At 67.9% G+C, this 12,941-nt stretch carries 10 protein-coding genes; 6 read left to right on the top strand and 4 right to left on the bottom strand.

The genetic code is table 11. The features are described from left to right. Position 1 precedes the first annotated feature (1 nt). The 3 genes from V5F67_RS08480 to V5F67_RS08470 form a co-directional block, all read right to left on the bottom strand. Complete coding sequence (locus tag V5F67_RS08480; protein ID WP_394021245.1) at positions 2 to 877, bottom strand: branched-chain amino acid ABC transporter permease; 876 nt, start codon at positions 875 to 877, stop codon at positions 2 to 4. A gap of 63 nt (positions 878 to 940) precedes the next feature. Further along, complete coding sequence (locus V5F67_RS08475) at positions 941 to 2,089, bottom strand: ABC transporter substrate-binding protein (RefSeq protein ID WP_394021246.1); 1,149 nt, start codon at positions 2,087 to 2,089, stop codon at positions 941 to 943. Between the two features lie 84 nt (positions 2,090 to 2,173). Then, on the bottom strand, positions 2,174 to 3,550 hold the full coding sequence (locus tag V5F67_RS08470) for an enoyl-CoA hydratase/isomerase family protein (RefSeq protein WP_394021247.1): 1,377 nt from the start codon (positions 3,548 to 3,550) through the stop codon (positions 2,174 to 2,176). A gap of 401 nt (positions 3,551 to 3,951) precedes the next feature. On the opposite strand from V5F67_RS08470, the gene V5F67_RS08465 reads away from it, so the two are divergent. From V5F67_RS08465 to V5F67_RS08440, 6 genes are all read left to right on the top strand, one after another. Beyond that, the gene (locus V5F67_RS08465) at positions 3,952 to 4,365 is read left to right on the top strand and encodes a thioesterase family protein (protein ID WP_394021248.1); all 414 of its coding nucleotides are present in this window, start codon (positions 3,952 to 3,954) and stop codon (positions 4,363 to 4,365) included. Positions 4,366 to 4,995: 630 nt separating this feature from the next. Next, positions 4,996 to 6,510 (top strand): thiamine pyrophosphate-dependent enzyme, encoded by a 1,515-nt coding sequence (locus tag V5F67_RS08460; protein ID WP_509210658.1) that lies wholly within the window; start codon positions 4,996 to 4,998, stop codon positions 6,508 to 6,510. 8 nt (positions 6,511 to 6,518) lie between these two features. Further along, positions 6,519 to 8,069 carry an indolepyruvate oxidoreductase subunit beta family protein gene (locus V5F67_RS08455; RefSeq protein ID WP_394021250.1) on the top strand — a complete coding sequence of 517 codons (1,551 nt, stop codon included), beginning with the start codon at positions 6,519 to 6,521 and terminating at the stop codon, positions 8,067 to 8,069. A gap of 83 nt (positions 8,070 to 8,152) precedes the next feature. After that, a complete protein-coding gene (locus tag V5F67_RS08450; RefSeq protein ID WP_394021339.1) occupies positions 8,153 to 9,760 on the top strand; it encodes an AMP-binding protein in 1,608 nt (535 codons plus the stop codon). 90 nt (positions 9,761 to 9,850) lie between these two features. After that, positions 9,851 to 10,858, top strand: coding sequence for a winged helix-turn-helix transcriptional regulator (locus tag V5F67_RS08445; protein WP_394021251.1), 1,008 nt, complete (start codon positions 9,851 to 9,853; stop codon positions 10,856 to 10,858). A 127-nt stretch (positions 10,859 to 10,985) separates the two neighbouring features. Next, positions 10,986 to 11,399 (top strand): thioesterase family protein, encoded by a 414-nt coding sequence (locus tag V5F67_RS08440; protein ID WP_394021252.1) that lies wholly within the window; start codon positions 10,986 to 10,988, stop codon positions 11,397 to 11,399. 58 nt (positions 11,400 to 11,457) lie between these two features. Here the strand turns inward: V5F67_RS08440 and V5F67_RS08435 are convergent, their stop codons facing one another. Further along, a complete protein-coding gene (locus V5F67_RS08435) occupies positions 11,458 to 12,426 on the bottom strand; it encodes a LysR substrate-binding domain-containing protein (RefSeq protein WP_509210639.1) in 969 nt (322 codons plus the stop codon). Between the last annotated feature and the right edge of the window lie 515 nt (positions 12,427 to 12,941).

Here is a 12,941-nt window from a genome sequence, read left to right as displayed (position 1 = left end):
TTCACACCCTCTCCAGCGCGGCACCGCCGAGCAGGCCCTGAGGACGGAGCAGCAGCACGGCGAGCAGGATCACGAAGGCGATGGCGTCCTTGTACTGGGAGGAGATCAGGCCGGCGCCGAACGATTCCGCAAGGCCCAGCAGCAATCCGCCCAGCACCGCGCCCGGCGGGTTGCCGATGCCCCCCAGCATCACTGCCGCGAAGCCCTTGAGCGCGAGAATGGTGCCGGCATCGTAGCTGGTCAGCGTGATCGGGGTGACGAGAATGCCCACCACGGCCCCCAGCAGGGAGGAGATGAGGAAGGTCGCGGCGACGATCACCGGCACATTGATGCCCACCAACGTCGCCGCCATGGGATTGTTGGAGGCGGCGAGAATGGCGCGGCCGAAAAGCGTGCGGGTCATGAACAGCCACAGGGCGAAGAGCACGACCAGCATTCCGGCGAGCACCACGAGACTCTGCGGCAGCACCGCCGCGCCCGCGATCACGATCGGCTCGGCGCCGAACCATGGCGGCAGCGAATGGAAGCGCTTGTCGAACACGACCTGCGCGAGGCCGCGCAGGAAGATCGAGGCGCCGATAGTGATGATGATGAGCGCGATCGGGTCCGCGCCGCGCGCCGGGGCGATGGCGAACCGGTGAAGCAGGAAGCCCGCCGCCATTGAGATGAGGACAGCGAGCATCATCGCCACAGGAAGCGGCAGCCCCGCGGCGGCCAGGAACACGGTCGACATGGCCCCCAGCATGACGAACTCGCCCTGGGCGAGATTGACCACGTGCGAGGCGTTGTAGATCAGCGTGAATCCGAGCGCGACCGACGCATACACCGCGCCGACGGTCAGGCCCGAGAAGGCGAACTGAAGAAGCTCGGTGGTCATGGCTCTAGCCCGTGTCAGGACGAGGACGCCCCGGGGCGCGGCGCCCCGGGGCCGGCACGCGCGTCAGGGCACGGCGACCCAATCGCCCTTGCGGATCTCCACCATGCGGAAGCCCGAAAGATCGAGCCCCATATGGTCCTGCGGCGACATATTGTAGACGCCGTCGACGCCCACGAAGCCCCTAGTCTTCTCGATCTCGTCGCGGATCGCCGCGGGCTTGCTGGTCGGCGCCCGCTTGATGGCTTCGGCGACGATCATAAAGCCATCATAGGCGAAGCCGCCGAAGCCCGAGACCGGCTGGCCGGCCTTCTTCTCGTAGGCTTTCGTGTATTCGAGCACGACGGGCCGCTGGGGATCGTTCGCAGCGAGCTTCTCCCCCAGCAGCAGAGCGGCGGCCGGCAGGCGCACGCCTTCCGCCCCCTCTCCCGCGAGCGCGATGAACTCCTTGGAGGCGACGCCGTGGCTGACATAGAGCGGCAGGGCGATGGCGAGCTGCTTGTAGTTGCGCACCCCGATGGCGGGCCCCTGGCCGATGCCGGGGATGATGATGGCCTGGACGCCCGGCTTGTTCTTGATGTTGGTGAGCTGTGGCGTCATGTCGGCGTCGCGCGGGCCATAGGTCTCCTCGTGCAGCACCTCGATGCCGAACTTCGGCGCCGCGGCCACGCACTGGTCGCGCATGGACTTGCCGAAGCCGTCGGTGCCGGACAACAGCGCCACCTTGGAAAGCTTTCGCGCCTGAAGATCGGTGAAGATCTTCTCGCACGCCATCAGATCCGTGTGGGGAGTCTTGAAGACCCACTTCTTCACCGGCTTGATCACCTGGATCGCGCCGGCGAAGGACATGAAGGGAATCTCGGCATCCTCGAACACCGGCGCCATGGCCATGGTGGTGCCGGTGGTCGAACCGCCGATCACCACCGCCACCTTGTCCTCCTCGGTGAGCCGGGTGGCGAAGGTGCGAGCCGTGTTGGCGTCGCCGCCGTCGTCATAGAGCACGAGTTTCAGCTTGTTGCCCTTGATCCCGCCCTTGGTATTGATGTCCTCGACCAGCATCTCCAGCGTCCGCTTCTGCGGATCGCCGAGCAGCGAGGCCGGCCCGGTGGCGGACACCACCGAGCCGATGCGGATCTCCTCCGCCCGAGCGCCCGACCAGCCGCCCGCGACGAGCGTGGCCGCGACGGCGACGCTCCCAAGAATTCGTGCAACCATGGCGTTCCTCTCGTTGTCGTGACGCGACAGGCCGATGGCCCGGCGCTCCGGCCCGGTTGATCCGGGCCTTTCGGTCGGCCGCGTTCAGGCGGCGCGCTTGTCCGCGTTCCAGAAGCGTTCGAGGTTGGAGATCAGCGCCGGCGAGAAGTGGCAGTGCGCCTGCTCGCGCGCGTAGACGGCCATGTAGGTGCGGAAGTGGTCCAGAGGCTCATGGGCGATGCGGAAGGCGCGCCGGTTGCTCGCCGCGCTGACCACGCCCGAGTTCGTGAGCCGGTCGAGCACATTGGCGAGCGCCTTCTCGAGGGCCTCCGGCTGGACGATCTCATCGCAGATGAGGCGCCCCTCGGGACTGTCGCAATCGAACCGGCGCTCGTACATAACGGCCTGGCGCGCGGTGCGATCGCCGACGAAGCGCGGCAGGCGCATGTTGGCGACCCCGGGAATGATCCCCTCCTTGCGGGCCGGCAGCGTCATGTAGGCGTCGCTCGCGGCAAGGACATAGTCGCAGGCGAGCAGGTACTGGCAGCCGCCGCCGATGGCGAACTTCTCCACCGCCGCCACCCAGGCTTTCTCGCGCGTATCGCCGAACACCTCCTCGGGGCTGCCGTCGCCGGCCAGGCCGCGGAAGATCTTGTTGATGAAGCCGAGATCGCGCACCAGATACCAGAGGTAGGAAATCTTGCCGCGATAGAGCTGCGTCAGGTTGATGCCGGTGCAGAACACGCCCTGGCCGTCATATTTGCCGCCGGTGATCGGCGCGCCGCGCAGCACGCAGATGTCACTGTCCGGGTCGAGCAGGGCGAGATCGACCGCGATCTCGACATTGTCCACCGTGCTGTCGTCCTCGGCGTTGAGATAGCGGGGGTTCTTCATGGACACGATCGAGGCCCGGCCGCGCCGCTCGATCAGCGAGGTGCCGAAGTCGATCCGCCCGTCCCTCCGCAGGCGATCGAGTGCCGCGAGCGACTCCTCGCGCGGACGCAGCATGGCGTGGCACAGGTGCATGCCGGAGGCGGGGTCGCCCAGGAACTGATTGAACAGCAGCCCCTGGTCGAATTCGTGCCCGTCCTTGTCCTTCTGCGCCCGCTGGGCCTCGGCCGCCACCTGCGCCTCGGTCGGCACGAGACCGGGCACCAGGGCCGCGGCGCCATAGGCGAGATCTTCCACCCGGACGAACCGCGAGCGGCCAGCCGTCAGGCGGTCATAGAGCTCGGCCCCGTGGCGGGAGAGAAATCCCGAGCGAGCGGCGCGGGAGGCGGCGAGAACGCGGTCAGCGACCGCCTGGTCGGCCGGAGAGCGTCTGCCCTTCGCCGGAAGCTTGGCCAGCAATTCGAGCCCCTGCTGCCACCAGGCTGCGTGGCCGGCGACATCCTGCCCGAACACCCCGCCCACGCCGGGCGCGCCCTCGAACCACGCCGACTCCGGCGACCCTGCCAAGCCGGCAGATCGGCCCTGCTCCATGATCCGCTCCCCAAATTACTGTTTTCCGTATCACGCCCGCGGCGCGTTCATGCACCTGATATACCCCGCGACCCGGCGACCACACGACCCTTACATTAGTAGTTCATGAAAACAAGTTAATTTATGTGCTGCATTGCAACATTTTCCCTCTGCGCGGCATATTTTTGCGCCAAATCAATGCGATTCCAAAAATCGCAAATGGCGGACGAGAATGATGAAAATCGAAATAACTATTTGTTTTATATTATTTTTTTGAAAATCAAACCCGCCCGGCACCTTCCTCTATCCATCGATTCAATGGGCTTTTCTCCTTAGGCCGAACCTAGATTCACCCATCGCACTTGCATTTATGAACCATTATCGTCATGCTGCACGGAGGGAAACGCTCCGGAGAAGGCGGAATGATTGCGGCAGGCGCTCGCGCCCGGCGCCGCGTTGTCGTGGACGACGCGCGCGCCATCACATTCATGGGCCCGGCCCTGCGGGTCTACGGCACTCCGAACATGCTCCACGACGTGGAAATGACGTGCCGGGACATGCTCCTGCCCCTCATCGAGCCCGGGCAGGACAGCGTCGGCGCCGAGGTCAGCCTGATCCACAGCGGCGCGGCGGTCATGGGTGCGGAAGTGGACCTGGACGTGGTGATCGCCTCCGCCACGGGCCGGCGCGTCACCTTCGATGCCACGGTGCGCGTGGGTGGCGATGTCATCGGCACGGCGGCGCACGTGCGCGCGGTGGTCGAGGTCGCGCGCCTCGAGGCGCGGGTGCGCGATATGCGGACGCGTCTCTCCGCCGCCCAGCTCAGCGGGAGCTGATCCATGCCCGAGCGCTCATTTCATGAAGAAGTCTCCCAGCTGAAACTCGGCGCCGGCGCGTATTTCGAGGGCGAGGGCATCCTGGCCGTCACCAAGGCCCTGCTGCAGTCGGGCGTCTCCTATGTGGGCGGCTACCAGGGCGCGCCCATCTCCGCCCTGGTGGACGTGCTGAGCGATGCCGGCGACCTGCTGGACGAGCTGGGGGTCCATCTCGACACCTGCGCCAATGAGGCGGGCGCCGCCGCGATGCTGAGCGCTTCCGTCAACTATCCCGTGCGCGGTGCCGTCACCTTCAAGTCGGTGGTTGGCACCAACGTCGCGTCCGATGCCCTGTCCAACCTCTGCTCGGCAGGGGTGACCGGCGGGGCGCTGATCATCGTCGGCGAGGATTATGGCGAGGGATCGTCCATCATCCAGGAGCGGTCCCACGCCTTCGCCATGAAGTCGCAGTTCTGGCTGCTGGACCCGCGCCCGGAGCTCGGCAACATCGTCGACCTGGTGGAGCGCGGCTTCGAGCTCTCCGAGGCCAGCAACACCCCGGTGATGATGGAGCTGCGCATCCGCGCCTGCCATATGACGGGGCGCTTCCGCGCGCGCGACAACGTCCGCCCGCGTCTGTCGACGAGATCGGTGATCGAGGCGCCGGTCTTCCACAAGGACCGAATCTCGCTCCCGCCCGCCACCTACGTCCAGGAGCGCCACAAGATCGACGTGCGCTGGCCGGCGGCAATCGCCTACGTCGCGGAGAAGAAGCTCAACGAGCGCGTCGATGGCGACATCGACGAGGTCGGCTTCATCCTCCAGGGCGGCATGTACAATCATGTGATCGCCGCCTTGCGGGCGCTGGGCCTCGCCGATTCCACCGGCGCCTCGCGCGTTCCGCTGCTCGTGCTCAACTGCGTCTATCCGCTGGTGCCGCAGGAGATCGCCGATTTCGCCTCGGGCAGGAAGGCGGTGCTGGTGATCGAGGAGGGCCAGCCCAACTTCATCGAGCAGCAGATCAAGGCCCTGCTCGCCGACGCCGAGGTCGCTACCCGCGTCCATGGCAAGAACGTGCTGCCCGAGGCCGGCGAGTATGTCGCCGCCGTGCTCATGGACGGCATCGCGAAGTTCCTGTCCCGCGCCCGCGCGGCAGGCGTCGACGTACATGCGGCGGCGCAGAAGGTCCGCCGCATCGAAGAGAGCCGGCGCAAGGCGCTCGACATCCTCGGCGCGCCGGTTCCCGCCCGGCCGCCGGGCTTCTGCACCGGTTGCCCGGAGCGTCCCGTGTTCAGCGCCATCAAGCTGGTGCAGGAGCAGGTGGGGCAGCTCCACGTCAGCGCGGACATCGGCTGCCACAGCTTCGCGACGCTGGAGCCGTTCAAGGTGGGCAACACCATCCTCGGCTACGGCCTCGGCCTTGCCTCGTCGAGCGGCCTCTCCTCGATGATGCGCAATCCCGTCGTCTCGATCATGGGCGATGGCGGCTTCTGGCATCAGGGGCTGACCACCGGCATCGCCAACCACGTCTTCAACAAGGACGAGGGCGTGCTGGTGATCCTGAAGAACGGCTATTCTTCTGCCACCGGCCACCAGCACATTCCCTCCACCGGAACCAACTCGCGCGACGAGGCGAGCGGCATGGCCATCGAGGCCGCGCTCAAGGGCGTCGGCGTAAAGTGGGTGCGCACGGTGGGCAGCTATCGGGTCGGCGCTGTCGTCAGCGCGCTCAAGGATGCCATCCTGGCCCGTGGCAAGGGCCTGCGCGTGATCATCGCCGAGGGCGAGTGCATGCTCGCCCGTCAGCGGCGCGAGAAGCCGGTGGTCGCCGCCAAGGCCAAGGCTGGCGAACGGGTGGTGCGCACCCGCTACGGCGTCGACGAGGCCACCTGCACCGGAGACCATTCCTGCATCCGGCTGTCCGGCTGTCCGACGCTCACGGTGAAACAGTCATCCGACCCGCTGCGGACCGCGCCCGTCGCCCACGTGACCAATGGCTGCGTCGGCTGCGGCAATTGCGGGGAAGTGGCGCACGCCGCCGTGCTCTGCCCCTCCTTCTACAAGGCCGAGGTCATCCAGAACCCGACCCGCGTGGACCGCCTGCTTGCGGCGGTGCGCGGCGCCGTGATCGGCTTCTTCCTCTCGCGCCAGGGAACGCCCGCATGAACGCCTCCATGCGCCCTCCCGTGGGCGGCGACGTGCCGCGCAACCGCGCCATCCTGGTCGCGGCGCTCGGCGGCGAAGGCGGCGGCGTTCTGGCCGACTGGATCGCCACCGCCATCCGCCGTGCCGGCCTGCTGTGCCAGGCCACGTCCATTCCCGGCGTCGCGCAGCGCACCGGCGCCACCACCTATTATCTCGAGTACTGCGAGATTCCGATCGACGAACTCGGCGATCGCCGTGTGGTGTTCGCCCTCACCCCGGTGCCCGGCGACGTGGACGTGATGGTCGCCTCCGAGCTCGTCGAGGCCGCGCGCGCGGTGCAGAACGGCTACGTCACCGCCGACCGCACCACCCTCATCGCCTCCAGCCACCGCGTCTACGCGACGTCCGAAAAGATCGCCATGGAGGACGGGCGCTTCGATGCGGCGCGGGCGCTAAAGGCGGCCCACGACCTGTCGCACCGGGCAGTGATCTTCGACATGGAGCGGGCGGCGGAAGAGGCCGGCACCGTGATCAATGCGGTGCTGCTCGGCGCGCTCGCCGGCTCGGGAGCGCTGCCGATCGATCCGGAACATTTCGAGGCTGCCATCGAGGCCGGTGGAAAGGGCGTCGCCGCCAGCAAGCGCGGGTACATGCTCGGCCTGCGCGCGGCGCGTGGCGAGACGATCGGCGCAGCCCCGACAGCGGCGGAGCTGCTGCGCCCCGGCACGGGCAGCGCCCCGCTCGCCGACGTCCCGGTGGAGGCGCGTTTCGTGGTGGGCCACGGCCATGCGCGGGCGTGCGACTACCAGGATGCCGCCTACGGCGATGCCTATCTGGAGCGGGTGCGGGAGCTGCTGGCGCTTGACCGCGCGCTCAACGGCGCGGGCCGGGGCTGGCGGCTCACCATCGAGGGCGCGCGCAACCTCGCTTTGCGCATGACGTATGAGGACGTGATCCGGGTCGCCGACCTGAAGACGCGCGCCGAGCGCTTCGCCGCTGTGCGGGCGGAAACGCGCACGCAGGCCGGCCAGCTGCTCCACATCACGGAATTCCTCAAGCCCGGCCTTGAGGAGGCTTGCGCCGTGCTGCCGCCGCGCCTTGGCGAATGGCTGCTGGGCTGGGCGCGCGGGCGCGGCATCGAGCACCGGCTTCATGTGGGACTCCACGTGCGCAGCGACACCATATCAGGCTTCCTGACGATGCGGCTGCTGGCGAACATGCGGTGGCTGCGGCGCGGCTCGTGGCGCTTCGCGCAGGAAAGCGCGCTCACGGCACGGTGGTTCGAGGCGGTGCTCGCGGCGGCGCGGGTCGACTATGATTTCGGCGTCGCCGTGGCGGAGGCCGCCACCCTGGTGAAGGGATACGGCAGCACCTACCGCCGCGGGCTACGCAATTTCGACCTGCTCTTCGAGCAGGTGATCCGGCCGGCGATTGCGGATAAAACGCCCGCAGCGCAAGAGGTTGCAGCGGCGCGGCGGGCGGCGGTCGCAGACCCGGAGGGTGATGCGCTCGACGCGGTGATCGCGCGCCATCGGGCGGCACGGGACACCGGTCGCCTGGAGCGGGCCGCATCGGCCTGAACCGGAAGACTACGACCCAAGGGGAGGAAACAGTGGTCGCGCTCTCTCAGGTCCGGGGGGAAACCGAGCCCCCGCTGCTGGAAATGACGATCGGCGCCGCGCTGCGCCGGGCGGCGGAGAATTTTCCTTCAAACCCAGCCATTTGCAGCATCTTTCAAGGCGGATTGGCGCTGACCTACGCGGCGCTCGACGCCATGAGCGACCAGGTGGCGGCGGGCCTCATCGCCGGCGGGGTCAAGGCTGGCGACCGGGTCGCCATCTGGAGCGCCAACCGCTGGGAATGGCTGGTGGCGCACCACGGGGCCGTGCGCGCCGGGGCCATCCTGGTCCCCGTCAATCCCGCATTCCGGGCGGAAGAAGCGCGCCATATCCTTGCTGATTCCGGTGCAGTTCTCCTCTTTTCTCCCCGTTCTTTCCGCGGATATTCCTATCTCTCCGCGATCACCGCTTTGCGCGACGTGCTGCCGGCCCTGCGCACCGTCGTCCTCTTCGGCGACGAGGCGATCCCCGCCGGCATGAGCGGATGGGACGACTTCCTCGCATCGGGATCGACCGTCGCCAGGGAAGAGATCCGCGCCCGCGAGGCGGAGGTCGCCTGCGACGCGCCGTGCCACCTGCAATACACCTCGGGGACCACGGGGCGGCCGAAGGGGGCGCTGCTCACCCATCGGGGCATCCTCAACAACGGCTATTTCGTCGGCCTGCGCCAGCGGCTCGGGCCGAAGGACAGCATCTGCCTGCCGGTGCCCTTCTTCCACTGCTTCGGCATCGTTCTGGGCGCGCTCGCGGCGGTGGCGCACGGCTGCGAGATCGTGCTGCCCGGCGAGAGCTTCGATCCGCTGGAAACCCTGAAGGCGGTGGAGGGGCGCCGCTGCACCTCGCTCTACGGGGTGCCGATGATGTTCATCGCCATGCTCGGCCAGCCCGGCCTCGCCGCCCTCGACCTCGGCGCGCTGCGCACCGGGGCGATCGGCGCTGCGCCCTGCCCGCTGCCGACCATGAACGCCATCGTCGACACCCTCAACATGCGCGAGATCACGGTGGTCTACGGCATGACCGAGACATCGCCCATCTCCTTCCAGTCGCGCGCCGACGACGGCGCCGAGGTGCGGGTCTCCACCGTCGGAGCGGTGCAGCCGCACGTGGAGGCGAAGGTGGTCGACCCGTCGTCCGGCGCCACCCTGCCGCGGGGCCAGCGGGGCGAATTGTGCATCCGCGGCTATTCGGTGATGCGCGGCTACTGGAACCGCCCGGAAGCCACCGCCGAGGCGATCGATGCCGACGGCTGGATGCATTCCGGCGATCTCGCGGTGATGCGACCGGACGGCTATGCCCAGATCGTCGGCCGGCTCAAGGACACCATCATCCGTGGCGGGGAGAACATCTATCCCCGCGAGGTGGAGGAGTTTCTCCTCACCTTGCCGGAGGTGAGCGACGCCTATGTGTTCGGTGTGCCGTCGCAGGTGTATGGCGAGGAGGTCTGCGCCTGGGTGCGCCTGAAGCCGGGCTCGGCGGCGGTGGCGCCGCAGATCCAGGACCAGTGCAAGGGCCGCATCGCCACCTACAAGATTCCCCGCGTGGTGCGGATCGTCGCCGAGTTTCCGGCCACCGCCAGCGGCAAGGTGCAGAAATTCCGGATGCGGGAGATGGAACTGGAGCACCGGACTTTGGAGGAGCGGCGGCCGGCATGATAGTGCTGGCGGCGCGAACAGAGCGGAGCCCCACGTCCGTTGAGCAGCAATCCCAACGCACCGCATGAGCGCATCGTCCCGACGGGACGGATGTTCGACGGACGGGACCCGCCGGCACCGCACCGCGCCGCAGCCGCGGCGCCGCGCCCGGACAAGTTCGCCCCGCCCGGCTGCGAGCGCGATTCGGAGATATCCGACACGCTGCAGATCCTTGCCGACCCCTGGCGCTTCCTGATCATCCGCGAGGCCTTCTTCGGCGCCGAGCGCTTCAACGAGTTCGCGGCCCGGCTCGTCATCCCGCGGGCGACCCTCACCAAGGCGCTGACCAGCCTTGTCGGCGGCGGGCTGCTGGAGAGCGTTTCGCTCGGCTCCGGCGGCTCCTGGAAGCGCTACGTCCTGACCGACAGCGGGCGCGACCTCTTCCCGGCTTTGCTGGGGCTCATGTGGTACGGAGACAAGTGGCTGTGGGAGGGCATTCCGCCCCTTGCCCTGTTCCACGAGCCCTCGCGGACCTGGTTCTCGCCCCTTCTGGTGTGGGAGCATGACCACTCGCCCCTGAACCCGCGCACGGTGAGATTCGAGACCGATCCCGGCTACTGGCGCCCGCGGGACGAGCCGGCGACACGCTCCTACCGCATGGACCGGGAGCGGCAGGCGCGCGGTCTGAGGCCCTGCTCCATGGAACGCACGCTGGCGCTGGTCGGCGACCGCTGGACGTTCATGATCTTTCAGGAGTTCTTTCACGGGAACAGCCGCTTCGACGAATTCTCCCGCAACCTCGGCATCGCCTCGAACGTGCTGGCCTCGCGGCTGGAGAACCTGGTTTCCCACGGCTTTCTGGAGAAGCAGGGCGACGGGGGAGCCTACCGCCTCACCCCCAAGGGGCGCGACACCTACTGCCCCATGGTGCTCCTGAAGACCTGGGGCGACCGCTGGCTGCGGCGCGGGCGCGGCACCACCTCGCGCTTCCTATCCGTGAACACCGGCGAGGAGACGCGGGCCATCGTCATCGTTCCCGCCACCGGCGAGCCGGTGACCCCGCAGGAGGTTCGGCTGGTTCCCCTCTATCTGCCGGAGGTCTCGGGAGAGACACCCTGATCCCGGCGGCGCCCTCACCGGCCCCACCGCGCACGCGGCAGGAAAGCGTGCAGGGCAGCACTTACTTGCATTATTGAACTGAAGTCGCCATCCTTGGCGCCAGACTGACGCTCCGGAGGCATGCGGAATGATCGTGGTAGGCGCCCGCACCCGGCGCCGCGTCGTGGTGGACGACGCGCGCGCCATTACGTTCATGGGCCCGACGCTCAGGGTCTATGGCACGCCCAACATGCTCTACGACGTGGAGATGGTGTGCCGTGACCTTCTGCTGCCCATGCTCGATCCGGGCCATGACAGCGTGGGCGCCCAGGTCCGCCTGGTTCATTCCGGCCCGGCCGTCATGGGGGCGGAGGTCGACGTGGAGGCCGAGATCACCTCGGTGGACGGCAGGCGGGTGACGTTCGAGGCCGTGGTGCGAACGGAAGGCGCCATCATCGGCACGGTCGCGCACCAGCGCGGAGTGGTCGAGGTGGCGCGCCTTCAGGCGCGCGTGGACGAGATGCGCTCGCGCCTCGAAGCGCCGCAGGCGTGCGCGGACTGACCACCGCCGGACATCCGTCTCCCGCGTCCTCCCGCGCGCCCGCAGGGGTGGCCTGCGCTCAGGGGGCGGCCTCGCTGCGCGTCACCTCGATGAGCTGGCCGAGCAGCCATTGCAGCCCGGCGTCGCGCTCCCCGCGCTGGTGCCAGATCGCCTCCACTGTCGCCTCCAGCGGCGGCAGGTCCAGCTCCAGCGTCACGTGTCCGCCGGCCTCCACCAGACCCCGCGCGATCCGCGCCGGCAGCGTCGCCACCATGTCGGTCCGCGCAAGGATGTCCGCGACAGAGGCGTAGTGGGGCAGCGAGACCGCCACGTGCGCGACCGCCGCGACGTCGTCGTCCGCCTCCATCACCAGCCGATCGATCCAGACCCGGCGCCACACCCCGCGATCGTCGACAAAGCCGTCGGACGCCTGGTCGCCCGCGCCGAGCAGTTCCACCACCACGAACGGATAGGCGAACAACGCCTCCCGCGTGGCCGGCCGGCCCGCCAGCGGATGCCCGCGGCGCACCACCAGCGCCTCCTGGTCCTTGAGCAGCGTCGCGCGGCGCACGCGTTCAGGCAGATCGGAGAACCAGCCCACCACCAGATCGAGCCGCCCCTCGTCGAGCTGCTGGACCACATCGAGGCGGCTATAGGGGAAGATGCGCAGCTCGAGCTGCGGCGCGCTTTCGGCAAGGCGCGCGATGAGGCCGGTAAGGACCACGCTCGTGCCGTACTCGCTCGCGGCGATGCGGAAGGTGCGCACCGCCTCGGCGGGGACGAACGGCTTGCCGGCGATGGCGTCCTCGATGCGGCCGAGGCCCTCGCGGATGGCGGGCGCGATCGCCAGCGCCCGCGGCGTCGGCACCATGCCGTCGTCACCATAGACGAACAGCTCGTCGCCCACCGCGAGGCGCAGCCGCGCGAGCGCGTGGCTGACCGCCGAGGCCGTGACGCCCAGGTCCTTGCTCGCTCCGCTCACGCTGCGGGAATGCATGACGGCCTCGAATACCCGGAACAAGTTCAGATCAACTCGCTTCAGCGACATGCGGACGACCTTGTGCATGGATTTCACTATGATGCTGAAGAAATTTCAGCGTTTACGGCCCAGCTTCACATTGGCATGTTTCGGCGGCCAGAGGAACGTCGGCTGCGCCCATCGGCGTGTCGACGGCGCCACCCGGCCACGCCGCAACTCAAGCGAGTACAAGGCTTTGGATATTCGCGCCCGGGCGTCAGCGGAACCAGCCCGATGCCGCGCGATGCGCCTCGACACAAGGGGAAGGCTTATGTCTGGACGGTATCATCATAACCAAACAACGACATGAGACAGCATCTCTACAACGCTTCCACGCACTCTTATTGCATCACACAGAAAAATATATCGCATTGCACCATAAAATTGAACTTACTCTAAGTTTTTACAGAATGATTTTATTGAGAACCGGAGCCTCAAGCTTTACGGTACATGCTAGGCTGCCCTCTTCGCGCCGGCTTGGGCGGACGCACCACCTCGATGGCCGGAGGCGGCAGGCGCCGACAATGAATCGCCCGGCTCCGGGC

Origin of the sequence: Xanthobacter pseudotagetidis, from assembly GCF_043194795.2 — a bacterium.
Taxonomy (GTDB): domain Bacteria; phylum Pseudomonadota; class Alphaproteobacteria; order Rhizobiales; family Xanthobacteraceae; genus Xanthobacter; species Xanthobacter tagetidis_A.
This window is presented reverse-complemented; position numbering and strand designations above follow the sequence as displayed.

Bases quoted from the DNA above. Each gene is read 5' to 3' on its own strand.
- V5F67_RS08465 (WP_394021248.1), top strand. From the start codon at position 3,952: ATGATTGCGGCAGGCGCTCGCGCCCGGCGCCGCGTTGTCGTGGACGAC.
- V5F67_RS08435 (WP_509210639.1), bottom strand. From the start codon at position 12,426: ATGTCGCTGAAGCGAGTTGATCTGAACTTGTTCCGGGTATTCGAGGCC.
- V5F67_RS08455 (WP_394021250.1), top strand. From the start codon at position 6,519: ATGCGCCCTCCCGTGGGCGGCGACGTGCCGCGCAACCGCGCCATCCTG.
- V5F67_RS08440 (WP_394021252.1), top strand. From the start codon at position 10,986: ATGATCGTGGTAGGCGCCCGCACCCGGCGCCGCGTCGTGGTGGACGAC.
- V5F67_RS08470 (WP_394021247.1), bottom strand. From the start codon at position 3,550: ATGGAGCAGGGCCGATCTGCCGGCTTGGCAGGGTCGCCGGAGTCGGCG.
- V5F67_RS08475 (WP_394021246.1), bottom strand. From the start codon at position 2,089: ATGGTTGCACGAATTCTTGGGAGCGTCGCCGTCGCGGCCACGCTCGTC.
- V5F67_RS08450 (WP_394021339.1), top strand. From the start codon at position 8,153: ATGACGATCGGCGCCGCGCTGCGCCGGGCGGCGGAGAATTTTCCTTCA.
- V5F67_RS08480 (WP_394021245.1), bottom strand. From the start codon at position 877: ATGACCACCGAGCTTCTTCAGTTCGCCTTCTCGGGCCTGACCGTCGGC.
- V5F67_RS08445 (WP_394021251.1), top strand. From the start codon at position 9,851: ATGTTCGACGGACGGGACCCGCCGGCACCGCACCGCGCCGCAGCCGCG.